The sequence below is a fragment of the Arthrobacter sp. RIT-PI-e genome (assembly GCF_001187915.1).
Taxonomy (GTDB): domain Bacteria; phylum Actinomycetota; class Actinomycetes; order Actinomycetales; family Micrococcaceae; genus Arthrobacter_D.
The window spans coordinates 23,067-46,054 of sequence record NZ_LGIU01000043.1; the positions used below are offsets into that span (position 1 = coordinate 23,067).

The following is a 22,988-nucleotide window of genomic DNA, read 5'->3' on the forward strand; positions in this document are numbered from 1 at the left end:
TCCGGCGCCCCATCACACTATTTGCACTGTTACATTAGAAGTGCAAATATGTACTCCGTGATCGATAGTGCACCTTCCGACGACGTCGGCCTGCGGGAGCGCAAGCGCCGGCAGACCAGGTCCGCGCTGATCTCCGGCGCCCGGGCCCTGACCCTGGAGCACGGTCTCGCCGGGTTCACCGTCGAGCAGCTGTGCGACGACGTCGGGGTCTCCCGCAGGACCTTCTTCAACTACTTCCCGTCCAAGGAGGACGCCGTCCTCGGCCTCTCCGTCGACGGACCGCCGGAGGAGCTCCTGCAGCGGTTCGTGGAGTCCGGCGGCGGGGAGCACCCCGTCCCGCTCCTTGAGGCCCTGCTCGAACTCGCCGTCGTCCATGCCGACAGGATGGGTATCACCCGCGAGGACTACGAGGCGATGTCCGCCGTCCTGCAGCGGGAACCGCAGCTGATCGGACGCATGTTCGCGGCCGCGGAGCCCACGTCCCGGCTCCTCACCGAGCTCATCGCCGCCCGGGAGCACCTGCCCGCGGACCACCCGACGCCGCGCGTCACCACGTTCGTGATCGGGGGCCTCTCCCGGCGCTCCCTCGACGAGTTCTTCGCCGAGGGCAACACGCTCACCTACCCGCAGCTCCTCCACCGCAACATGGAGGCGCTGCGGTACCTCTTCCCCGCACCCACCGGGACCACCGGACCCACCCCACCCATCCCGCAGAACCAGGACCCCGCATGAGCACCAAGACAGCGCCGGACGGCCCGCTCCTCCTGACGCAGAAACGCATCTGGATCATCTTCTCGGCGCTGATCGCCGGGATGCTGCTCTCCAGCCTCGACCAGACCATCGTCTCCACCGCCATGCCCACCATCGTGGGTCAGCTCGGCGGGGTGGAGCACCAGACGTGGATCACCACCGCGTACCTGCTGGCCACCACCATCGTGATGCCCATCTACGGCAAGTTCGGCGACGTCCTCGGCCGCCGCAACCTGTTCCTCTTCGCCATCGCGCTCTTCACGCTCGCCTCGGTGGGGTGCGCCTTCGCCACCGACTTCTGGGCCTTCGTGATCTTCCGGGCCATCCAGGGCCTCGGCGGCGGCGGTCTCATGATCCTGTCCCAGGCGATCATCGCGGACATCGTCCCGGCCAACGAACGCGGCAAGTACATGGGCCCGCTCGGCGGCATCTTCGGCCTGAGCGCCATCGCCGGGCCCCTGCTCGGCGGGTACTTCGTGGACCACCACACCTGGAACTGGGCCTTCTACATCAACATCCCCATCGGCATCGCGGCCTTCGCCGTGGCCTGGTTCACCCTGCGCCTGCCGTCCAAGAAGGCCACCGAGCGCCTCGACATCCCCGGGGTGGTGCTGCTCTCCCTCGCCACCACGTGCCTGATCTTCTTCACCGACTTCGGCGGGGACTCCACCCACGGCTGGGCCTCCCCGCTCACCTGGATGTTCGGTGCCGGGATGCTGCTCGCCGTGGCCTCGTTCGTGCTCGTGGAGCGCCGCGCCGCGGACCCGATCATCCCGCTGGAGCTCTTCCGCAACCGGATCTTCGTGAACAGCACCGGCATCGGGTTCACGCTGGGGCTCGGGATGTTCGCAGCCCTGGCCTTCATGCCCACCTTCCTGCAGATGGCCTCGGGCACCTCGGCCGCCGTGTCCGGGCTGCTCCTGGTCCCCATGGTGGTGGGGCTCATGGGCACCTCCATCTACGCCGGGCTGGCCATCTCGCGGACCGGCCGCTACCGGAAGTACCCGATCATCGGCGTGTCCCTCACCCTCGGAACACTGCTCTGGATGTCCACCCTGACCGCGACCACCCCGATCTGGGTGATCTGCGTGATGCTGTTCTTCTTCGGGGCGGGCCTCGGGCTCATCATGCAGGTGATCGTCCTCGTGGTGCAGAACTCCGTTCCCTCCACCATGGTGGGGGTGGCCACCAGCACCAACAACTACTTCCGCGAGGTGGGTGCCTCCCTCGGCGTCGCCGTGTTCGGCGCCCTCTTCACCAGCCGGCTCTCGGAGCGGCTCACCGCCACGTTCTCGTCCTTCGGTGCCAGCGCCGAGGACGCCGGGCAGGCCACCTCCACCATCGACCCGGCGGCGCTCAACGCCCTGCCCGATCAGGTGCGCGAAGCCGTGGTGGCCGACTACGCGGACTCCCTCGCCCCGGTGTTCCTCTACCTCGTGCCCTTCCTGGTGATCGCCCTGGTCCTCGCCGTGCTGCTGCGGGAGATCCCGCTGTCCGCGTCCTCCGGCATGGTGGCCCGCGGGGAGGCGATCGGCGGCGAGGAGGCGCTCCGGCTCGAACGCGGGCGCGCGGGGCGTCCCGCCGGCGCCACGTCCGCCGGGGTCGGGGAGACCGCGGGGGACGGGGAGGACGGCCCGTCGCCCTCCGCGGAGGCCGACGCCGGGAACCGCACCGGCCACTGACCCGCCCATGCCGTGACGAGGGAGGGCCCGGACGGTTCGAGGACTGGGCGGGCCCTCCGTCGTCGCGGTGCTCGCGTGCGGTGGGTCAGTGCGAGCGGGGCGGGCGCCGACCGCCCATCGGACGAACCGGGTGACGCCGTCGAACCCGCCCGCCCCGAGCACGAGGGCCCGGGGCCGCGGGGTGAGCTCGGGGAGGTCGTCGAGCGGGAACCAGCGCACGTCGAGGGACTCGTCGTCGTTCACGCGTGCCGTGCCGCTGACGAACCTGCAGCGGAAGTCGAGGTTGAGGAACGTGCAGACATCCCCGTTGGGGAAGGTGATGGGGCCCACGACGCCGGTGTCCAGCAGCACCTCCACCTCCGCCACCACGCCGGTCTCCTCCTCGATCTCCCGCTTCAGGGCCACCGCGGGTTCCTCGCCGGGCTCCACCATGCCGGTGATGATGGTCCAGTGGCCGTTGTCCGCACGCCGTCCGAGGAGCACCCGGCCGTCGTCGTCGAACACCACGCCGCCCACGCCGGGGAGCCACAGCGGGTCATGGCCGATCTTCTGCCGCAGGGCGACGACGAACTCGGGGGTAGGCACGGGTTTCAGCGTAGTACAGCGAGCGCCAGGGCCGCCCCGAGGATCAGGAACGGCCCGAACGCCACGGCGGACCCGAGACCGGCCCTGCCCGTGAGCACGAGCCCGAGGCTCCAGAGACCGCCCAGCAGGATCGCGAAGCACGGCCCCCACCACAACTCCTGCCACCCCGCGAAGCCGAGGTAGAGCCCCAGCAGGCCCGCCAGCTTGACGTCGCCGAACCCGAGGCCGCGCCGGTCGAGAAGATGCAGCAGCTCGAAGCCGACCCAGAGCACCGCGCAGCCCACCAGCATGCCGAGGATCCGGTGCCACTGCCCGGCGAGCGCGGCGGCCGCCCCGAGCAGCACGGCGACCCAGGGGTAGGAGGGCAGGACGATCCGGTTCGGCAGCCGGTGCGTCCGCGCATCGATCACGCTCAGCAGCGCCCCCACCCCGACGAACCCCGCGAGCGCGACGGTGAGGAGGAACCCCGCGACAGGGACCTCGATCCAGTAGGAGGTCAGGACCGTGAGCACGCCCCCACGCTACGCGACGCCCGCGGACGGTGAGGAGGCCCGTGGCTAGACTGTGGAGATGTCGGCCCAGCGAAGCCCCCTTCCCGCGGAGACGTTCCGCTCCCTGGCGCGCTCCTCCCCCTGGCGCTGGGAGAGTCTGCGCTTCGCCATCTCCTGGCGTGGCACCGCAGGGGGTGGGGCCCGGCCCGCCCAGCCGCTGCTGGCGTGGCTCCGCAGACCCGCAGCACTGCGGGTGGAGGACGCGGACGGCACCCTGCTCCACTGCTCCACGGGGAACGAGGGCTCGCGCGACGCGCTCTACGTGAGCTCCACCCGGAAGTCCTGGCTCGTGGCCCCCCGGCTCGTGACCCCCGTGTACGACGACGCCGGGCTGGTGCGGCGCAGACCCGAGGCGGCCTACGGCGAGGCGGTGTTCGGCGACCCCCGCTGGTCCTCCGTGCTGGACCCCGTGGAACTGGCCGGGAACGCCCCGGTGGCCATGGAGTTCCCGGGGGCCAACCGGGTGGAGCTCTCCGACCTCGCGGAGGAGCGGTTCGCCGGGCGGCCGGTCCTCGCGGCGACCGTGGTCCCCAACCACACCTACCTCCCCACCGCCGCGGGCCACCCCCTGGTGGGCCCCGGGCACACCCGCGTCCTGGTGGACACGGGGACCGGGATCTGCGTGTCCACGACCGCACTGGACGGAGCGCACCCGGGGGCCGGCCACGAGCTGCGGATCCTCGCCGTGGACGAGTACCTGACGGACGACCACTTCCAGGCGGCTCCGCCCGAGCTCAGTGACGTCAGCGTCCACGTCCCCTGGATCGTGGGCTGAGCGGATCCGGGGGACACGGGCACTCGGTCAGATCTCCGCGCCCTCCAGCAGGTCCGTGACCAGGGCCGCGATCGGCGAGCGCTCGGACCGCGTCAGCGTGACGTGACCGAACAGGGGGTGTCCCTTCAGGGTCTCCACCACCGCGGCGATGCCGTCGTGCCGGCCCACCCGCAGGTTGTCGCGCTGGGCGACGTCGTGGGTGAGGACGATCTTGGAGTTCTGCCCGATCCGGCTCATGACGGTGAGGAGCACGTTCTTCTCGAGCGACTGCGCCTCGTCCACGATCACGTAGGAGTCGTGCAGGCTCCGCCCGCGGATGTGCGTGAGGGGCAGCACCTCGAGCATGCCCCGATCCATCACCTCCTCCACCACCTCCTGCGACACGAGGGCACCGAGGGTGTCGAAGACGGCCTGCGCCCACGGGTTCATCTTCTCGCTCTCGCTCCCGGGCAGGTAGCCGAGCTCCTGCCCGCCGACGGCGTAGAGGGGGCGGAACACCACCACCTTGCGGTGCTCGCGCCGCTCCAGGACGGCCTCGAGACCGGCGCAGAGCGCGAGCGCCGACTTGCCCGTGCCCGCCCGTCCGCCGAGGGAGACGATGCCCACCTCGGGGTCGAGGAGGAGATCGATCGCGAGGCGCTGCTCCGCCGAGCGGCCGTGCAGCCCGAAGACGTCGCGGTCACCGCGCACCAGCCGGATCTGCTTGTCCGCACCCACCCGCCCGAGCGCGGAGCCGCGCGGCGAGAGCATGATCACCCCGGTGTTCACCGGCTGCTCCGCGCCCTCGGCGGAGAACACGCTCCCGGCGTCGTACAGGCCGTTGACCTCCTCGGCGGTGGCGTCCAGTTCCACGACGCCGGTCCACCCCGAGTCCTTGACGAACTCGTTCCGGTACTCGTCGGCCTGCAACCCCATGGCGGAGGCCTTGACCCGCAGGGGCAGGTCCTTGGACACCACGGTGACGTCGCGCCCCTCCACGGCCAGGTTCTTCGCGACCGCGAGGATCCTCGAATCGTTGTCCCCGCTCCGGAAGGCGATCGGGAGCACCTCGGGCGAGACGTGGTTGAGCTCCACGCGCAGCCTCCCTCCCCCGTCACCGAGGGGTACCGGGGTGTCGAGCCCGCCGTGCTGCACGCGCAGGTCGTCCAGCAGCCGGAGGGCCTTCCGTGCGAAGTACCCGAGCTCGGGGTCATGGCGTTTGCCCTCGAGCTCGGAGATCACGATCACGGGGAGGATCACCTCGTGCTCCGCGAAGCGCAGGATCGCACGCGGGTCGGACAGCAGCACCGAGGTGTCGATCACGTAGCTGCGCGCGGTGAGCACCGCGGTGTCGTCGGTGTCGTCGGTGTGCCGGGGGGAGCTGGTGTCAGCCACGGGGAACTCCGTTCCGGGGTGGATCCACCCCGAAGTGGTAGGGACGTCGGGAGTGCTGTCCGGCCCGGAGGCCGGGCGGCCTCCCCGATCCCCGCGCGATGCCGGTGAAGCATCCTCGGTGTCATCAGCGGCCTTCCGTCGGCGGGTCTGGACTGCCGCCGATGGCTAGACCCTACTCCGTGCGCACCCCGAGCCGCAGGTGGACAGGCCGGTGCGGGACATGAAGCGCGGACGCACGCTCAGGAACCGAAGCGGCGTTGACGGCGCCCGAAGTCCCGGAGCGCGCGGAGGAAGTCCACGCGACGGAAGTCCGGCCACAAGGCCTCGCAGAAGTAGAACTCGCTGTAGGCGCTCTGCCACATGAGGAAGCCGGACAACCGCTGCTCCCCCGAGGTACGGATCACCAGGTCGGGGTCCTGCTGCCCCCGCGTGTAGAGGAAGGAGGAGATGTGCTGGTCGGTCAGTTCCCCGGCGAGGGACTCGAGCGACTTGCCCTGGTGGGCGGCGCCGAGCAGCAGCTCCTTGACGGCGCCCACGATCCCGCGCCGCCCGCCGTACCCCACGGCCACGTTCACGTGCAGACCGTCGATGCCCTGGGTGGAGGACGCCAGACCCACCAGTTTGGCGCCGAGGTCCGCCGGGAGCAGATCGAGCGCCCCCACGGGCTGCACCCGCACGCGGTTGCTCCCGCCGAGGCGGTCGACGGTGTCGGCGATGATGCCGAGCAGCTGGTCGATCTCCTCCTGGGGGCGGCCCATGTTGTCCGTGGAGAGCATGTAGAGCGTCACCACCTTCACCCCGAGCTCCTCGCACCAGCCCAGGAACTCGTGGATCTTGTCGGCACCGGCCCGGTGCCCGTGGCTCGTGGGCGCCCCGGCGAGGCGGGCCCAGCGACGATTGCCGTCCACCATGACACCGATGTGGTGCGGGATCCGCTCAGGGACGAGATTCCGCTGCAGCCTGCGCTCGTAGAAGCTGTAGCCGAGATCGGGGAACGTCCACGTCACGCTTGACCACCCTCCCTGGTCCGGATCCGGCACCTGCCGGAGGAATACGATCCGGCAAGCGCCCGCGCCCCGGCTATGTTCATACCGTACCGGCACCCCCGGGCAAAGCACCGACGCAGCCACGGCAGGACCCGCCAGCCCGGCAGCGGCACCGTGGGGAGCCTGCGTGGTGGGCTAGAATCCGGACATGATCTCGCGCTCCTCGGGCCCGTCAGCAGGTTCCTCGACCCCCCCGGACCGGCAGGGATCGAGGTTCGAGGACGCCGTGGACACGGTGGCCGGGCCGCTGGCGGACGCCCTGGCGGCGAAACCGCTCTGGCGGGGATGGATCCACGCCGTCGCCACCCCCTTCGCCGTCGCCGCGGGCATCGTGCTCGTGGCACTGGCCCCCACCACCGGGCTGAAGATCGCCTCCGCGGTCTACGCACTGACCGGGATCCTGCTGTTCGGTGTGAGTGCGGTCTACCACCGGGGGAACTGGGGCCCGGGCGCCAGGGCCGTCCTGAAGCGCGTGGACCACACGAACATCATGCTGGTGATCGCCGGTTCCTACACGCCCCTGGCCTGGGCCCTGCTGGAGAGGGACAAGGCGGTCACGCTGCTCTGGGTGATCTGGGGCGGAGCGGTGGCCGGCGTCCTGTTCCGGAACCTGTGGGTCGATGCCCCCCGATGGCTCTACGTGCCCATCTACGTGGCGCTCGGTCTCGGGGCCCTGTTCTACCTGCCCGACTTCTTCCGGGCCAGCATCGCCGCCGCGGTGCTGATCTGCGCCGGCGGCGCCCTCTACATCGCCGGGGCCGTGTTCTACGGCATCAAGCGGCCGAACTTCTCGCTCCGCGTCTTCGGTTTCCACGAACTGTTCCACGCGTTCACCGTGGCCGCGTTTGCCGCGCACTTCATCGCGATCATGCTCGGCGTGCTGAACCCCCTGCACGCCTGCCCCGCCGGCCGGCCGGTCCGCCCGCCTCAGCGGTTGCCGCACCCGCCTCAGCGGTTGTCCGGGCCGTGCTTCCCGCCCCGGGGCGGGTGGACCGTGGAGGTCGGATCGTCCGGCCGACGGTACCCGGCGGTGCCGCCGTCCGGCCCCTGCCGGATACCGGGGCCCGGACCGGGGGAGCCGTCCGCCCGCCGGCGCTGCAGGCGATTCTGCTCCGCCTCCGCGGTGTACCGCGCCCGCCGTCCCCGCTTGACCATGTCGCGGATGAGGAGGATCACCGCCACCACCACGAGCAGCGTGGCCAGGAAGCCGACGAGGCCCGGTGTCACCGATGCCGGATCGAGGCCGGGCCGCAGGGTTGGATCGTCCGACGGCGCGGTCTGTGCGGCGAGGTGGGGCAGGGGGAACACGCGGGTACCACTTTCGGAGATCACATTTCGAAGACCACAGCGGGCCGGATGTCCCGTCACCCGCAATTCTACGCGGCGCAGAACATGCGCCGGGACCTAGGTCCCGGGCGTCAGACCGGCGAAGAAGTCGTTCTCCGGCAGCGTCGTGTCCACGCGGGAGGTGATCAGCGAGTAGTCCTCCCAGGGCCACACCTCCTGCTGGAGCTCGAGGGAGACGGCGAAGAAGAAGCCCTCCGGGTCCACCTGCGTGCGGTGGGCCTTCAGTGCCCGCTCACGGTGGCCGAAGTAGGCGGAGCACTCGATCTGCGTGGTGGTGGGGTGCAGCGGTGCCGGTGGCTGGTTGCCCTCCGCGTCCGCCTCCAACCACTGGGCGAGCCGCTCCGCGTAGGGCGACTCCAGGCCGGCCTCCTCGAGCGCCGTGTGCAGTGCCCGGAAGCGCTCCGGGTTGAACGCGCGGTCGTAGTAGAGCTTGGACACGCTCCAGGCCTCGCCGGTGCCCGGGTACCTGTCCGGGTCCCCGGCCGCCTCGAAGGCCTCCACGGTGACGCGGTGGGACATGATGTGGTCGGGGTGCGGGTAGCCACCCTTCTCGTCGTAGCTGATGATCACGTGCGGGCGGAACTCGCGCACGAGCCTCACGAGGGGCACCGAGGCCCGTTCGAGGGGCTGGACGGCGAAGCAGTCGGACGGCAGGTCCGGCAGGGGATCGCCCTCGGGCAGCCCCGAATCGGTGAAACCGAGCCACCGGTGCCGGATACCGAGCTGTTCGGCAGCGCGCGCCATCTCGAGGCGGCGGAGTCCGGTCAGGTCCCGCTTGGCGTGGGGGTCCTCGTTCATCGCCGCGTTGAGGATGTCGCCGCGCTCACCACCCGTGCACGTGGCCACCATGACCTCGGCCCCTGCGGCCACGTAGGCGGCCATCATGGCCGCACCCTTGCTGGACTCGTCGTCGGGGTGGGCGTGGACCGCGAGGAGGCGCAAGCCCTTCCGCGACACGCTGGATGGATCCTGGGTTGGCAACACGTGCTCCTGGCTCTGCGGGGGGAAGGATGCGGCTGGGTCGGACCGCCGGGGGCGGACGGTAAAATGGAGCGGTGAGCTCCGCCGATGCACCATCACCAAGAGTAGCCAATCGTTACGGCACCCCAAAGCCGAGGCAACCACGGGGGCGCGTGCGCCTCCTGGTGGTCTCGATGCTCCTGGCCGCGATCGCCGCCGTCGCCGTGGTCGCGCTGACCACGGGGAGCCCGCGCGTCACCTACAAGGACGTCGGGTTCGCCGTCGGGGAGAACGGCAGGGCCGGCGTGGACTTCGAGGTCACCAAGGACGCCCGGGACACCGCGCAGTGCGCGGTGCAGGCCCTGAGCGAGAACTTCGCCGTGGTGGGCTGGAGCGTGGTCACGATCGGACCCACGGGCCCCGAGGACGGGCCCGACGGCGGGCGCACCACGGCGCACCGCACGGACCTCCGCACCGACTCCCCCGCGGTCTCCGGCGGGGTGGAGTCCTGCTGGATTCTCGAGGAGGCCCCGCAGCAGGCCTGATCCCCCGGGGCCTGCTCCACCGGATCTCCTTGGGTTAACACCGCGATCCCCCTAGGATGGACGGATACGTATCGCCCCGCTTCACCGGCGTACCGGGCAACCGGTCCCACGAGGCGGGGTGTTTGCTTGCCGGAGCAGGTGATGTCCGCCGTCCTCGGTCGAGCGACCATGCGCCCCACCCTGACGGTGCGGGCCGTACCTAAGGAGTTATCCCGTGTCCACTAACAGCGCCCCTGTCGCCTGGCTCACGCAGGAGTCCTACGACCGCCTCAAGGCCGAGCTCGACCACCTCTCCGGTGCCGGCCGCGCGGAGATCGTCGCCCGGATCGAACAGGCCCGTTCCGAGGGTGACCTGAAGGAGAACGGCGGGTACCACGCCGCCAAGGAGGAGCAGGGCAAGGCGGAGGCACGTATCCGCCAGCTCACCGCCCTGCTCGAGAGCGCCCACGTGGGCGAGGCCCCGGCGGACAACGGCGTGGTGGAGCCGGGCATGATGGTCTCCGCGAAGATCGCCGGCGACGTCGAGAACTTCCTCCTGGGCAGCCGGGAGGTGGCCGGCGACACCGACATCGACGTCTACAGCGAGAAGTCCCCGCTGGGAGCCGCGATCCAGGGCAAGAAGGCCGGTGACGCCGTCACCTACACCGCACCCAACGGCAAGCAGATCGCGGTCGAGATCATCTCGGCCACCCCGTACGTGGGCTAGGCACCGAGCCCGAAGCGGTCCGTCCCCGGTGCGGGGGCGGACCGTCTCCGTCTGAGCAGAAAGGCGGCGAGGAGGCCGCCGAGGGCCCCGAAGAAGTGCGCCTGCCACGAGATGTTCGAACCCATCACCGGCAGCACCCCCCAGAGGATGGACCCGTAGGCGGCGAACAGGATCACCGCGAGCAGGATCTGCAGCCAGTTCCGGTTGTAGAAGCCGCGGACGGTCAGGTAGGTGAACAGGCCGAACACCACCCCGGACGCCCCGATGGTGAGTCCTCCGCCGAAGACCCAGGTCCCGAGACCCGAGACCGACCAGCTGAGGCCGATCGCCACCGCGAAACGCCGGGCCCCCTCGAGGAAGGCGACGAAGCCGAGCACCAGCAGCGGCAGGCTGTTGCTGGCGAGATGCCCGATGCCCGAGTGCAGGAGCGGCGCGAAGAGCACGCCGTCGAGCCCGGAGAGCTGCCGCGGGGCTATCCCCAGGTTCCGCACCAGGCTGTTGCCCAGCAGCGAGTTGAGCAGGAAGACCGCCCACATCACCACCACGAGGCCTCCGACGGTGATGAGACCGGTCTGCGCCCTTCTCGCCAGAGGTGCCATGATCAGCCCGGGACCACCATGGGCTGGAAGCCCTCGGCGCGCAGGTTGCTCAGCACCTGTTCGCAGTGCTCGTCGCCCTTGGTCTCCATGTTGATGGTGATCGCCACGTCCCCCATGCTGATGGAACCACCCACCCTGGTGTGGTCGACCCCCGTCACGTTCGCGTCCGATTCCGCGATGATCCGCGAGATGGTGGCCAGCGAGCCCGGGCGGTCATCGAGGAGCATGCGCACCACGAGGTACCTGCCGGCCGCCGCGAGACCGCGCTGGATGACCTTCAGCATGAGCATCGGGTCGATGTTGCCGCCCGAGAGGACCACCACCGTGTTGCCGGGATCGACGCCGTCCTCCGTGAGCTTCCCGTCCAGCAGGGCCGCGACGCCCACGGCACCGGCCGGCTCCACCACCATCTTGGAGCGCTCCAGGAGGAAGATCAGCGCGCGGGCGAGGGAGTCCTCGCTGACGGTGACGACGTCGTCCACCAGTTCCCGGATGATCGAGAACGGGAGCTGGCCGGGGCGTCCGACGGCGATGCCGTCCGCGATGGTGGACACCCGGGTCAGCGGGACGAGGGCGTCCGCCGCGAGGGACGGCGGGTAGGCTGCGGCGTTCTCCGCCTGGACGCCGATGATGCGGATGTCCCGGCCGAGTTCCGCGGCCCGGGCCTTCACGGCCACGGCCACGCCGGCCAGGAGGCCGCCACCACCGACCCCCATGAGGATGGTGTCGACGTCGGGCACCTGCTCCAGGATCTCCAGGCCGAGGGTGCCCTGCCCGGCCACCACGTCCACGTCGTCGAAGGGGTGCACGAAGACCGCGCCGGTCTCGTCGGCGTACCTGCGCGCCTCGGCGAGCGCCTCGTCCACGTTGGTGCCGTGCAGCACCACCTCCGCCCCGTGCCCGCGGGTGGCCGCCAGCTTGGGCAGGGCCACACCGAGCGGCATGTAGCTGCGCGCGGAGATCCCGCGGCCCGCCGCGGCCACCGCGACACCCTGGGCGTGGTTGCCGGCCGGGGCGGCCACCACGCCGCGGGGACGCTCCTCCGCGGTGAGCTTGGACATGCGGTTGTACGCACCACGGACCTTGAAGGAACCCGCACGCTGGAGGTTCTCGCACTTGAAGGACACCGGTGAGCCGGTGAGCCGGGCCAGGGCGCGCGACTGCTCGATCGGGGTGCGGGCGATCACTCCCTCGAGCGTACGGTGCGCAGCCTGGACGTCGGCCAGGGTGACGGGGAGCGCAGCATCGGGGGCGAGGTCCAGCACGGTGGTGCGGGGTGTGGTGAGGGTCTGCTCGGTCATGGGAGGTCTCTTCCTGGAGGGCTGACACCGCCTCGGGCGGTGGGGATGTCAGGGGTGCTGGCCGACGAACGCCTCAGGTTCCGTACCCTGGGGTCGTCGGCCTGCTAATGCCCGGTCCAGGATCCCGCAGCCGGCGGCCCTCCGCGGGCGTGCCGGCATGCGCCGACCCCCGCGGGGCCGGGCCGTGCGGCAGTGCCCGTACGGCTTCCGCTCCCCGGAGAGACTCCATGGTCCAATCCTCCCACAGGAGGCCCCGGCGCCGGCTACCCGAGTGAGGGCAGGATGCCCCAGCGGGCGGAGAACGTCTCGCCGGGTGCGAGCCGGCGCAGCCCCTCCCCCGTGTTGAACGCGTTGGCGGGAGCCGTCATGGGCTCCACCGCCACGGCCCTGCTGACTCCGGGGTAGATGGTGCTGATGTACACGTGCACGTACTCGAAGGCGGGATCGGCCCACAGGGTCACGGTGCGGCCGTCCGGGGCTGCGAGGACGTGCTCGTGGCGCTCGGAGCCGGAGGGCAGACCGGTGAACGGGGAGTCGAACTCGATGTCCCCGATCCGCCGACCCGCGCGCAGATCCCGCTGCCCGGAGACCGCCACCTTGGCCGTGGGGATCGACCTCTCGTCCGTATCGAAGACCTCGTCCGCGAGGACCGTGAGCACGAGGTCCTCGGTGGGGACGTCGGAGATCTTCAGGTACGGGTGCGCGCCGAGCGCGAAGGGTGCCGCGGTGGCGGAGAGATTGGTGAGCTCCTGCGTGACCGTGAGCTGCTCCTGAGTGAGGTGGTACGTGGCGCGGTGCACGAGGTGGAACGGGTACCCGTGCTGCGGGAAGATCTCACCCTCGAGGACCACCTCGGCGTCCCCCACGTGCACCGGGCGGTACCCGGTGTTGCGCAGCAGTCCGTGGCTCGCGTTCCCCAGGGAGGGCTCGGTGATGTCCAGGCGCTGCTCCTCGCCCTCCAGCGTCCACCGTCCGTCGGCGATGCGGTTGGGCCAGGGGGCCGGCAGGATCTCGGCCCCGCCCGCGGGGATGGAATCGTCCCCCCAGGCCCCCGCCACCGCCCCCCCCCCCTGCTCGTACGGGCGCGGCGGGGGGGCGGACTGGCCCCCCCCCCGGGGGAGGCCCCCGCCGTGAGGACGTAGTTCGTACCACTGGGGGGGCGGCTCGAGGGTGTCATGCTGCGATGCTATCCCCCGCATCCGCCGCTGACCGGGTACCGGATCCCCGGGATCTGCCCTATGGTAGTTTTTGTTCGTTTCGGTTCGGAAGCGTACGAAGAGGTTGTACCACGTGGAGGAGGGGATCGTGCTCGCAGCCGAGCGTCATGCCGCGATCCTCCGGGAGCTCGCCGTCCGCTCCGCGGTCCGGGTCACCGCCCTGGCCCGCACCCTCGGCGTCTCGGAGATGACGGTACGCCGTGACATCGACGCGCTCGAGGCCCGCGGCGCACTCCTGCGGGTGCACGGCGGGGCGGTCCCGGTGGGCAGCCCGAGCGCGGAGGAGCCGGGGTTCGACGTCAACCGGACCCGTGCCGGAGCGGCCAAGCGGGCCATCGCGGCGGCTGCGGTCACCCTGCTGGCACCCGGCATGACGGTCTCGGTCACGGGTGGCACCACCACCTACGCCCTGGCCCCGCTGCTGTCGCGGCTCCGGGGCCTGACGGTGATCCCCAACTCGCTGCCCCTCGCGGACGAACTGCACCGGCTCGGCGCCGGCGCACCGGCCGGTACCGCACCGCAGGTGCTGCTCTCGGGGGGCAGCCTGACGCCGTCCAAGGCCCTCGTGGGCCCGCTCGCCACCGCCACCGTCTCCTCGCTGCACGCCGACGTCTGCTTCATGGGCGCCCACGGCGTGGACCTCGCGGCAGGGATCACCACCCCGAACCCCGCCGAGGCGGGCACCAACCGGGCGTTCGCCGGCACGTGCGCCACCCACGCCGTGCTCGCCGACGCCGGCAAGCTCGGCGTGGTGGGCCTGGCGAGGGTGGTCGCCCTCGAAGGCGTGTCCGTCCTGGTCACCGACCACCCGCCCGACGCCGGGTACGCCGCGCGTACCCGCATCCTGCCCGCCACCGAACCGCACCCCTCCCCGGAAGACTCCCCATGACCCACATCACCCCTACGCACCTGGCCGACGGGCGCGACCTGATCTACTTCGACACCGACGAGGCCGCCGCCGCACGCCACCGCGACCCGGAGCTCACCCGCGACACCCGCGAGCTGCCGCCCCGCGGACCGGCCGGGACCGCCCGCTACGACGCCTTGACGGGTGAGTGGATCGCCGTCGCCGCCCACCGGCAGAGCCGCACGCATCTGCCCCCGGCGGACCAGTGCCCCCTGTGCCCCACCACCGCCACGAACCTCTCGGAGGTCCCCGCCGCCGACTACGAGGTGGTGGTCTTCGAGAACCGCTTCTCCTCCTTCGGCCCTGACCTCGGCCTCCTCCCGGCCGACCCGGCCTGGGGCACGACGACGACGGCCTACGGGCGTTGCGAGGTGGTGGCCTTCGACTCCGCGCACGAGGGTTCCTTCGGCTCGCTCGGGTTCCGGCGGGCACGCACGGTCATGGACGCGTGGGCGCAGCGCACCGAAGCCCTCTCCGCACTCCCGGGGATCAAGCAGGTCTTCTGCTTCGAGAACCGCGGTGCGGACATCGGCGTCACGCTGCTGCACCCCCACGGGCAGATCTACGCCTACCCCTTCGTCCCGCCCCGGGCAGCCGCGCTCGCGCAGCGCGCGGCCGCGTTCTTCGAGGCCTCCGGCGGGCGGCGGACGCTCCTGGGCTCGGCCCTGGCGTCCGAACGGTCCGCCGGTGAGCGGATGGTCGTGGAGGGAGAGCTCGTCAGCGCCTTCGTGCCGTTCGCCGCCCGCTGGCCGCTCGAGGTCCACGTGGTCCCCCACCGGCAGGTCGCGGACATCGCCGGGCTCACCGGGGCGGAGCGCGACGAGTTCACCGAGGTGTACCTCGACGTGCTCGGCAGGCTCGCCGCCCTGTACCCCACCCCCCCCCCGCACATCGCGGCGTGGCAGCAGGCGCCGATCGCCGACGCCCTGCGGCCCGCGCGCTACCTGCACCTGCAGGTGACCTCCCCGCGCCGGGCTGCCGACAAACTGAAGTTCCTGGCCGGTTCCGAGGCGGCCATGGGTGCGTTCATCAACGACACCACCCCGGAGCAGGTCGCCGACGCCCTCCGCACAGTACGTCCCACCCGAGCACGGAAGGCCTACGCATGAACTCCACACCCCACGACCTGGCGGCACGCTTCACCGAGTTGTTCGGCGGTGAACCGGACGGCCTGTGGTCGGCTCCGGGCCGCGTCAACCTGATCGGCGAGCACACCGACTACAACGACGGCTTCGTGCTGCCGTTCGCCATCACCCATTCCACCGTGGTGGCGGCCGCCGCCCGGGCCGACCGGACGGTCCGGGTGGCCTCCACGTTCGCACCCGAGGAGGCCCCCCTGACCGTGGGCCTCGACGACCTCGAACCCGGCGGCGTCGAGGGGTGGGCGGCCTATCCGCTCGGGGTCCTCTGGGCGCTCGAGCAGTCGGGGTACCGCTGCCCGGGCCTGGACCTGCTCGTCGATTCCTCCGTACCGGTGGGGGCCGGCCTCTCCTCCTCGGCCGCACTCGAGTGCTCGGTGGCCCTCGCCGCCGCCGAGCTCTCGGGTGCCGACGTGTCCCGCAGTGATCTCGCGGCGATCGGGCAGCTCGCCGAGAACCGCATGGTGGGGGCACCCACCGGCATCATGGACCAGTCGGCCTCCCTCCTCGGCGAGGCCGGGCACGCCGTGTTCTTGGACTGCCGGTCGGGGAGCTCACGGCTGGTGCCCTTGGATCTCGAGGCGGACGGCCTGGAACTCCTGGTCATCGACACGAGGGTCTCCCACACGCACTCCACCGGCGGGTACGCGGAGCGTCGACGTTCCTGCGAGCTCGGGGCGGAACTGATGGGCGTCGCCGCGCTCCGGGACCTCTCCGTGAAGGACCTCGCGGAGGCGGCGGGCGTGCTCGACGAGGAGACCTTCCGGCGGGTGCGCCACATCGTCACGGAGAACGCCCGGGTGGAGGACACCGTGGACGTGCTGACGAAGAAGGGCCCGTCGGCGCTCGGCCCCCTGCTGGTGGCCAGCCACGCGTCCATGCGCGACGACTTCGAGATCTCCTGCCCGGAGCTGGACACCGCGGTGAACGCCGCGCTCGATGCCGGAGCCGTCGGGGCCCGGATGACCGGCGGCGGTTTCGGCGGCTCGGCGATCGCCCTCACGAGGTCGGCGGACGCCCCCGCCGTCCGTGCCGCCGTGGAGGGGGCGTTCTCCGCCGCGGGCTTCCACCCACCCGTGGTCTTCAGCGTGCTCCCCGGGGCGGGAGCCGCTCGCATCGCCTAATCTGCCGACGAACAGCAGGAACAGGACAGGAAGAGGAAGAGGGACCCGCAACCGATGGTCGCGGGTCCCTTCCTCGCTGTGATCACCCGCCGCCGGGGCGGGGCGGGTACTAGTCGCTGCCGCGGAGGATCGCGATGAGGCGGAGGATCTCCACGTACAGCCAGATGAGCGTGACCGTGAGGCCGAAGGCCGCGGTCCAGGAGTACTTCTGCGGTGCGCCGGCGCGGACGCCGTCGCTGATCGAGGTGAAGTCCACGATCAGGGAGAAGGCGGCCAGGCCGATGGCCAGGAGACCGATGACGACGCCGAAGGGGATGTCCGTGCCCGGGATGCTCGCACCGCGCAGGCCCCAGGGGTCGTTCGTCACACCGAAGAGCATGAGGCCGAGGTTCACGAGCGAGAACAGCGCGTAGCTGATCATCGCGATCATGAAGAACTTCATGGCCTTGGGCGTCGCGCGCACCTTGCCGCTCTTGAACAGCGCGAGGGTGACGCCGAACACCACGAGGGTACCGAGGACGGCCTGGAGGGCGATCCCGGGGTACAGCGCCTCGAGGAACATGGTCAGCCCGCCGATGAACAGACCCTGCAGCGCCGCGTAGGCGAGGATCAGACCGGGTACCGGCTCGCGCTTGAACGCGTTGACCAGGCCGAGGACCAGGCCACCGATCATCCCGAGCACCATCAGCGGTGCGGCCAGGCCCGGCAGGAGGAACGCGGGGACCGCAGCACCGAGCAGCACCACGCCCAGGCAGAGCACGGTCTTGACGATCACGTCGTCGAACGTCATGCGACCCGTCTGCGACGGGCCCGCGGAGGGCTGGTTGTACATGTGCTCCAGCTGCTGCTGGTCCGCGTAGGTCTGGCCCGCGTACGTCGCCGTACCGAACCCTGCCGTCTGGTTGCCTCGTGTCGCCGAACGGAAGTTCTTCCCGTTGAAGACCGGATTACCGCCTGCTGCCATTGTGCTGGTCCTCCAGAATAGGGGGCTGAGTGGTCTTGCAACCCTACCAATTGCAACGCTTCGCCCGGATTTTCGTTCCCGGGCGCACACTCGGCACCGGTTCCGGATTTCAACCCCGCGGCCACTCGGTAAAACTTTTGTTACCGAATCGCTACTCGAAGTGGTTCGGTTTGCGATGAGCGGAAACATCCCACGAGTAACATGAGCCCCACGTCAGTGACAGCTGTCACATCCCCTGCTCCCGATGGCTCGCCGTCGGGCCTGCCCCCATCGTGGAGGTTCCCACCGTGATCACCCTCTCGACGCCTGCGCGGATCAGGAGGACCCTGCTGCTGGTACTGGGCCTCCTCCTCGCCGTGCTGCTCGGCGCCCCCGCGGCGCAGGCGTCCCCGCACCTGCCCGCACCGCCGCCCCAGCAGAGCCTCCCGGCCGCCGTGCAGGCACAACAGTTCGACTACCGGATCGGCGGTGTGCTCCGCGGGGTGGACGGCCCGATCGCCGACGTCACCGTCACCGCGAGCGGCAACGGGTTCGAGGGCGAGGTGACCTCCGGCCCCAACGGCGCCTGGAGCATCGGCGTCCCCGAGCAGGGCACCTACGAGGTGACCCTCGACGAGGAGACCCTCCCCGAGGGGATCGCACTGGCGGAGGGGCAGGAGAACCCGCGCGAGGTCACCTTCGCGAACACCTCGAGCGCCACCACGCTCTTCCTCTTCGGTGAGGGCATCGTCACCACCCAGGCCTCCTTCCTGGACACCCTGGCCGAGCGGGCGGTGGCCGGTTTCAGCTTCGGCCTGCTCCTGGCCCTCAGCGCCGTAGGGCTCTCCCTGATCTTCGGGACCACCGGGCTCACCAACTTCGCCCACGGCGAGATGGTCACCTTCGGCGCCGTCCTCGCCTTCGCCTTCGCGGGCGCGGGTCTCCCGATCGCCGTCGCGATCGTCCTGGCGGTCGTCGGAGGCGGGCTGCTCGGGTACGCGCAGGACGCCGGTCTCTGGAAGCCGCTGCGCAGGCGCGGCACCGGGCTGGTGCCCATGATGATCGTCAGCATCGGTTTCGCCCTGGCCCTGCGCTACGTGATCCAGTTCTACTTCGGCGGCGCCACGCAGCAGCTGCCCGGGTCGCAGAGCCAGATGATCGACATCGGCTCGGTGTCCATCTCCCGCAACAACCTCACCTCGCTCGCGGTGAGTCTGGTGATCATCCTCCTCGTCGCGTTCCTCCTGCTGCGCACCCGCATCGGCAAGGCCACCCGCGCCGTCGCCGACAACGCCGCGCTCGCCGCGGCCTCGGGGATCGACGTGGACCGCGTGATCCGGATCGTCTGGGTGGTGGGCGGCATGCTCGCCGCGCTCGGCGGGATCCTCTGGGCCTACTACCGCCCGGGGGTGTCCTACAACATGGGGCAGCAGATCCTGCTGCTCATCTTCGCCGGCGTCACACTCGGAGGGCTGGGCACCGTGTTCGGTGCCCTGGTCGGCTCCATCATCGTGGGCCTCTTCGTCGAGATCTCCACGATCTGGCTGGAGGCGGACCTCAAGTACGTGGGAGCGCTGCTGATCTTGATCCTCGTGCTCCTGTTCAGGCCGCAGGGCATCCTGGGCCGCAAAGAGCGCATAGGTTAGGGGCTCGTCATGGACTTCGGAAACATTCTCGTCAACGCTCTCGGTGAGCTGATCAGCCCCACCACGGCAGCGTACGCGCTCGCCGCACTGGGCCTCGCCGTGCACTTCGGGTACGCGGGTCTGCTGAACTTCGGGCAGGCCGGCTTCATGGCCGTGGGCGCCTACGGCTTCGCGATCCCCACACTGAGCTTCAACGCACCGCTCCCCGTGGCCGTGCTCATCGCGGTGCTGTCCTCGGTGGTCTTCGCGATCGTGCTGGGCATCCCCACCCTCCGCCTCCGGGCGGACTACCTGGCCATCGTGACCATCGCCGCCGCGGAGATCATCCGCTACGTGGTCACCACGAACGGGCTCACGAACGTGACCGGTTCGGCCAACGGACTGGCGGCCTTCGAGGGCGGGTTCTTCGGCCTCAACCCCTTCCCCGCACGGACCTACCAGCTGGGCCCGCTCTCCATGAACGAGCGCGACCTGTGGATCCGGATCGTGGGCTGGAGCGTCGTGGTGTTCGCCTGCCTCGTGGTGTGGCTCCTGATGCGCAGCCCCTGGGGCCGCGTGCTCAAGGGCATCCGCGAGGACGAGAACGCGGTGCGCTCGCTCGGGAAGAACGTGTACGCGTACAAGATGCAGGCCCTCGTGATCGGCGGGATCCTCGGTTCGCTCGCGGGCATCATCTTCACGCTGCCGCGCGGTGCGGTGCAGCCCGCCAACTACGCCACGGAGCTGACCTTCTTCCTCTACACGTGCCTGCTCCTCGGGGGCATGGCCACGGTGCTCGGACCCGTGATCGGGGCCATGATCTTCTGGGTGGTGCTCTCCCTCACCCAGGGCATCCTGTACGGGGCGATCGAGGTGGGTGCCATCACCTTCCTGTCCAACGCGCAGGCGGGCCAGCTGCGCTACATCCTGGTGGGTGTGGCCCTGATGCTGCTCATGATCTTCAGGCCGCAGGGCGTCCTGGGTAACAAGAAGGAGTTGGCGTTCGCATGAGCGAGAACACCGTGAACGGCACCGGCACCCCTGCGACGGGCAGCCACGCCGTGGACGCACCGGGCGGCGCCCCGGCGCACGAGTACGACGACGGACCGATCGCCAGCGGGGAGACCGGGCCCGGGTGCAGCAAGCGGGACCCGATCGTGGTCGCCCGGAACGTGACCCGCAGCTTCGGCGGGGTGAACGCCGTGGACGTGGAGCACCTGGAGATCCCGCGCCACCGCATCACGGCGCTGATCGGCCCCAACGGGGCCGGGAAGACCACCCTGTTCAACCTGCTCACCGGCTTCGACGTCCCCAACAGCGGTGAGTGGGAGTTCGACGGCACACCGCTGGCGAAGGTGGCCTCGCACAAGGTGGCCCGCCTCGGCATGGTGCGCACGTTCCAGCTGACCAAGGTCATGGGCAAGCTCACCGTCATGGAGAACATGCGCCTCGGCGCCACGGAACAACCCGGCGAGAGCCTCGCACGTGCGCTCTTCAAGAACATCTGGGGCGGCCGCGAGCGGGAGATCACCGAGCAGGCCGAGGTGCTCCTCGCCAAGTTCAAGCTGGACGCCAAGAAGGACGACTACGCGGCGTCGCTCTCCGGCGGCCAGCGCAAGCTCCTCGAGATGGCGCGCGCCCTCATGGTCCGCCCGCGGCTCGTGATGCTCGACGAGCCCATGGCGGGGGTCAACCCCGCGCTCACGCAGTCGCTCCTGGACCACATCAAGAACCTGAAGTCCGAGGGCATGACCGTCCTGTTCGTGGAGCACGACATGCACATGGTGCGCCACATCGCCGACTGGGTGGTGGTCATGGCCGAGGGCAAGGTGGTGGCCGAGGGTCCGCCGGACGTCGTCATGAAGGACCAGGCGGTGATCGACGCGTACCTGGGTGCGCACCACGACGTCGACCTGGGTGACTCCACGGGGATCGAGCGCCTCGAGGAGGAACTCGCCCAGGACGAGGACTCGGTGGTGGGCACCGCGGACGAGGGCATCCTCGGGCACGGTGTCACCGAGGTCGGCGGCGCGCATGCCGCCGGTTCAACGCGCGAGGACGAGGAGAGGAAGCCATGACCGAGGCAGCATTCGAGGGCGACTCCGTCGTCAAGGTCACCGATCTCGTCGCCGGCTACCTCCCGGGCGTCAACATCCTCAACGGCTGCAGCATCGAGGCCCGCCGGGGCGAGCTGATCGGCATCATCGGGCCCAACGGCGCGGGCAAGTCCACCCTCCTGAAGGCGATGTTCGGGCTGGTCAAGGTCCACTCCGGCACCGTGGTGGTGCGGGGTCAGGACCTCACGGGGCTGAAGGCGAACCGGCTCGTGAGCCGCGGGGTCGGATTCGTGCCGCAGAACAACAACGTCTTCGGCACCCTGACCATCGAGGAGAACCTCCAGATGGGCATGTACCAGCGGCCCAAGGACTTCCGTGAGCGTTTCGACTTCGTCACCGGGCTGTTCCCGGAGCTCGGCAAGCGGCGGGCGCAGCGGGCGGGCTCGCTCTCCGGTGGCGAGCGGCAGATGGTGGCCATGGGTCGGGCCCTGATGATGGATCCGGCCGTGCTGCTCCTCGACGAGCCCTCCGCCGGCCTCTCCCCCGTCAAGCAGGACGAGACGTTCCTGCGCGTCCACGAGATCAACCGGGCGGGGGTCTCGGTGATCATGGTGGAGCAGAACGCGCGCCGCTGCCTGCAGATCTGCGATCGCGCCTACGTGCTGGACCAGGGCAAGGACGCGTACACGGGGACCGGTCGTGAGCTCATGAAGGATCCGAAGGTCATCCAGCTGTACCTCGGCACCCTGGCGGACACCGCCTGAGGCGAACCGGTCCGAGGACCCGGGCGAAGGGACCATGGGTCCTGCACCGTCCCCGGGGCTCGGAGCGGGTCCGGGCGTGGGATGCAAGGGAGGGCGGAACCGCAACCGGCTCCGCCCTCCCTTGCCGTGTACCCGCTAGGTTGGGGGCGGGGGACCGAGGCCTGCAGGGATCTTCGGCCCCGTGGACCCGCACCCGAGGAGAGGAAGCCCGGCCAGTGGCAGGTACGACCAGCACGGTGATCGGCAGGGGCTTCGAGGTGATGTTCAGGGGCATCAAGCGCGTGCGTCCGCATCGTCCGCTCCACCCCCGCGGGTTCCGGCTCGAGGGGACCGTGAGGATCCACGAGCACGGCGCGGGGAGCGGTATCGCCTGGCTCGACCAGCCCGGGGAAGCACCGGTGACGGCGCGCGTCTCCAGGTCCGCGGGCACACCGGACGGCCTGCCCGACGTCGTGGGCCTGGCCCTGCGCTTCCACCACCCGGAGACCGGTCCGGGCCCCTCCACCTCCGACGTCCTGCTGTCCTCCACCGGCTGGACGTTCCCGAGCCGGTTCCTCCTGATCCCGAGGCTCTCCGTCTCGAAGGCCCCGCTGACCACGATGATGCCCTACCGCGGCGGTGCTGGTCCCGTGCTCCTCGGTGCCCGCACCGTGGTTCCCGGGCGGCTGCCCCTCTCGCTGCGCGGGTTCCAGGACGCGCTCGGGGTCACCCCGTGGACGCTGAAGCTGTTCTTCGCCGCTCCCCGCGGCCCGTGGCGGCAGTTCGGGCTCCTCACCCTCCGCCTGGACCCGGAGGGTGAGGAGAGGGAGCTGCGTTTCGACCCGATCCTGCATCCCCTCCCGGGCGCCCGCACCTACGAGTGGGCACGGCAGGTACGTGAACCGTCCTACGCCCTGTCCCGCCGCGAGCCCGGCGACGCCTGAGCAGGTTTGGAGCCTCCTGCACCGGGAAAGCCCCGGACACCCTGTACGGGGCGTCCGGGGCTTTCCCG

At 70.6% G+C, this 22,988-nt stretch carries 21 protein-coding genes and 2 pseudogenes; 14 read left to right on the forward strand and 9 right to left on the reverse strand.

Going from position 1 to position 22,988, the window contains the following annotated elements:
• Positions 1–57: 57 nt before the first annotated feature.
• Together AC792_RS04400 and AC792_RS04405 are read left to right on the forward strand one after the other, a co-directional pair.
• Positions 58–732 (forward strand): TetR/AcrR family transcriptional regulator, encoded by a 675-nt coding sequence (locus AC792_RS04400; protein ID WP_160317610.1) that lies wholly within the window; start codon positions 58–60, stop codon positions 730–732.
• On the forward strand, positions 729–2,432 hold the full coding sequence (locus AC792_RS04405; protein WP_049829359.1) for an MDR family MFS transporter: 1,704 nt from the start codon (positions 729–731) through the stop codon (positions 2,430–2,432). Before AC792_RS04400 ends, AC792_RS04405 begins: the two co-directional genes overlap by 4 nt.
• Positions 2,433–2,612: 180 nt before the next feature.
• Here the strand turns inward: AC792_RS04405 and AC792_RS16190 are convergent.
• Both AC792_RS16190 and AC792_RS04410 read right to left on the reverse strand, forming a co-directional pair.
• Positions 2,613–3,017, reverse strand: a pseudogene (locus AC792_RS16190) (NUDIX hydrolase); the annotation flags it as partial.
• A gap of 5 nt (positions 3,018–3,022) precedes the next feature.
• Positions 3,023–3,529, reverse strand: a complete 507-nt coding sequence (locus AC792_RS04410) for a prepilin peptidase (RefSeq protein ID WP_049829360.1) — start codon at positions 3,527–3,529, stop codon at positions 3,023–3,025.
• Positions 3,530–3,587: 58 nt separating this feature from the next.
• Here AC792_RS04410 and AC792_RS04415 point away from each other — a divergent pair, with 58 nt between their 5' ends.
• Positions 3,588–4,343 carry a hypothetical protein gene (locus tag AC792_RS04415; RefSeq protein ID WP_049829361.1) on the forward strand — a complete coding sequence of 252 codons (756 nt, stop codon included), beginning with the start codon at positions 3,588–3,590 and terminating at the stop codon, positions 4,341–4,343.
• A 27-nt stretch (positions 4,344–4,370) separates the two neighbouring features.
• Here the strand turns inward: AC792_RS04415 and AC792_RS04420 are convergent, their stop codons facing one another.
• Positions 4,371–5,666, reverse strand: coding sequence for a PhoH family protein (locus AC792_RS04420; protein WP_235436384.1), 1,296 nt, complete (start codon positions 5,664–5,666; stop codon positions 4,371–4,373).
• 290 nt (positions 5,667–5,956) lie between these two features.
• Complete coding sequence (locus AC792_RS04425) at positions 5,957–6,724, reverse strand: isoprenyl transferase (RefSeq protein WP_049829362.1); 768 nt, start codon at positions 6,722–6,724, stop codon at positions 5,957–5,959.
• 187 nt (positions 6,725–6,911) lie between these two features.
• Here AC792_RS04425 and trhA point away from each other — a divergent pair.
• Positions 6,912–7,649: pseudogene (trhA, locus tag AC792_RS04430) on the forward strand (PAQR family membrane homeostasis protein TrhA); the annotation flags it as partial.
• 518 nt (positions 7,650–8,167) lie between these two features.
• Here the strand turns inward: trhA and mca are convergent.
• Positions 8,168–9,067: a mycothiol conjugate amidase Mca gene (gene mca, locus AC792_RS04435; protein ID WP_049829363.1), complete on the reverse strand. Its 900-nt coding sequence runs from the start codon at positions 9,065–9,067 to the stop codon at positions 8,168–8,170.
• A gap of 176 nt (positions 9,068–9,243) precedes the next feature.
• Here mca and AC792_RS04440 point away from each other — a divergent pair, with 176 nt between their 5' ends.
• Both AC792_RS04440 and greA read left to right on the forward strand, forming a co-directional pair.
• Complete coding sequence (locus AC792_RS04440) at positions 9,244–9,615, forward strand: DUF4307 domain-containing protein (protein ID WP_235436369.1); 372 nt, start codon at positions 9,244–9,246, stop codon at positions 9,613–9,615.
• A 214-nt stretch (positions 9,616–9,829) separates the two neighbouring features.
• A complete protein-coding gene (greA, locus tag AC792_RS04445; protein WP_049829364.1) occupies positions 9,830–10,321 on the forward strand; it encodes a transcription elongation factor GreA in 492 nt (163 codons plus the stop codon).
• On the opposite strand, the gene AC792_RS04450 is transcribed toward greA, so the two are convergent.
• The 3 genes from AC792_RS04450 to AC792_RS04460 all read right to left on the reverse strand — a co-directional run bounded on the left by AC792_RS04450 (position 10,318) and on the right by AC792_RS04460 (position 13,279).
• Positions 10,318–10,920 carry a rhomboid family intramembrane serine protease gene (locus AC792_RS04450; RefSeq protein WP_049829365.1) on the reverse strand — a complete coding sequence of 201 codons (603 nt, stop codon included), beginning with the start codon at positions 10,918–10,920 and terminating at the stop codon, positions 10,318–10,320. The genes greA and AC792_RS04450 overlap by 4 nt on opposite strands.
• A gap of 2 nt (positions 10,921–10,922) precedes the next feature.
• Positions 10,923–12,221 (reverse strand): threonine ammonia-lyase, encoded by a 1,299-nt coding sequence (ilvA, locus tag AC792_RS04455; protein WP_082177410.1) that lies wholly within the window; start codon positions 12,219–12,221, stop codon positions 10,923–10,925.
• A 263-nt stretch (positions 12,222–12,484) separates the two neighbouring features.
• The gene (locus AC792_RS04460; RefSeq protein WP_049829366.1) at positions 12,485–13,279 is read right to left on the reverse strand and encodes an aldose 1-epimerase family protein; all 795 of its coding nucleotides are present in this window, start codon (positions 13,277–13,279) and stop codon (positions 12,485–12,487) included.
• A 247-nt stretch (positions 13,280–13,526) separates the two neighbouring features.
• Here AC792_RS04460 and AC792_RS04465 point away from each other — a divergent pair, with 247 nt between their 5' ends.
• From AC792_RS04465 to galK, 3 genes are read left to right on the forward strand one after another with little or no spacing between them, the layout of a single operon-like run.
• Complete coding sequence (locus AC792_RS04465; RefSeq protein WP_049829498.1) at positions 13,527–14,327, forward strand: DeoR/GlpR family DNA-binding transcription regulator; 801 nt, start codon at positions 13,527–13,529, stop codon at positions 14,325–14,327.
• Positions 14,324–15,454 carry a galactose-1-phosphate uridylyltransferase gene (gene galT, locus AC792_RS04470; protein ID WP_049829367.1) on the forward strand — a complete coding sequence of 377 codons (1,131 nt, stop codon included), beginning with the start codon at positions 14,324–14,326 and terminating at the stop codon, positions 15,452–15,454. Before AC792_RS04465 ends, galT begins: the two co-directional genes overlap by 4 nt.
• Complete coding sequence (gene galK, locus AC792_RS04475) at positions 15,451–16,608, forward strand: galactokinase (protein WP_049829368.1); 1,158 nt, start codon at positions 15,451–15,453, stop codon at positions 16,606–16,608. The genes galT and galK overlap by 4 nt, the downstream gene beginning before the upstream one ends.
• Positions 16,609–16,717: 109 nt before the next feature.
• Here the strand turns inward: galK and AC792_RS04480 are convergent, their stop codons facing one another.
• Complete coding sequence (locus AC792_RS04480) at positions 16,718–17,572, reverse strand: Bax inhibitor-1/YccA family protein (protein WP_049829369.1); 855 nt, start codon at positions 17,570–17,572, stop codon at positions 16,718–16,720.
• A gap of 287 nt (positions 17,573–17,859) precedes the next feature.
• Between AC792_RS04480 and AC792_RS04485 the strand changes: the two genes are divergently transcribed.
• The 5 genes from AC792_RS04485 to AC792_RS04505 all read left to right on the forward strand — a co-directional run bounded on the left by AC792_RS04485 (position 17,860) and on the right by AC792_RS04505 (position 22,920).
• The gene (locus tag AC792_RS04485) at positions 17,860–19,197 is read left to right on the forward strand and encodes an ABC transporter permease subunit (protein WP_082177412.1); all 1,338 of its coding nucleotides are present in this window, start codon (positions 17,860–17,862) and stop codon (positions 19,195–19,197) included.
• A 9-nt stretch (positions 19,198–19,206) separates the two neighbouring features.
• Positions 19,207–20,187: a branched-chain amino acid ABC transporter permease gene (locus tag AC792_RS04490; protein ID WP_049829371.1), complete on the forward strand. Its 981-nt coding sequence runs from the start codon at positions 19,207–19,209 to the stop codon at positions 20,185–20,187.
• Complete coding sequence (locus AC792_RS04495; RefSeq protein WP_082177413.1) at positions 20,184–21,254, forward strand: ABC transporter ATP-binding protein; 1,071 nt, start codon at positions 20,184–20,186, stop codon at positions 21,252–21,254. The genes AC792_RS04490 and AC792_RS04495 overlap by 4 nt, the downstream gene beginning before the upstream one ends.
• Positions 21,251–21,997 carry an ABC transporter ATP-binding protein gene (locus AC792_RS04500; protein ID WP_049829372.1) on the forward strand — a complete coding sequence of 249 codons (747 nt, stop codon included), beginning with the start codon at positions 21,251–21,253 and terminating at the stop codon, positions 21,995–21,997. The genes AC792_RS04495 and AC792_RS04500 overlap by 4 nt, the downstream gene beginning before the upstream one ends.
• 215 nt (positions 21,998–22,212) lie before the next feature.
• On the forward strand, positions 22,213–22,920 hold the full coding sequence (locus AC792_RS04505) for a hypothetical protein (protein ID WP_049829373.1): 708 nt from the start codon (positions 22,213–22,215) through the stop codon (positions 22,918–22,920).
• Positions 22,921–22,988 lie beyond the last annotated feature (68 nt).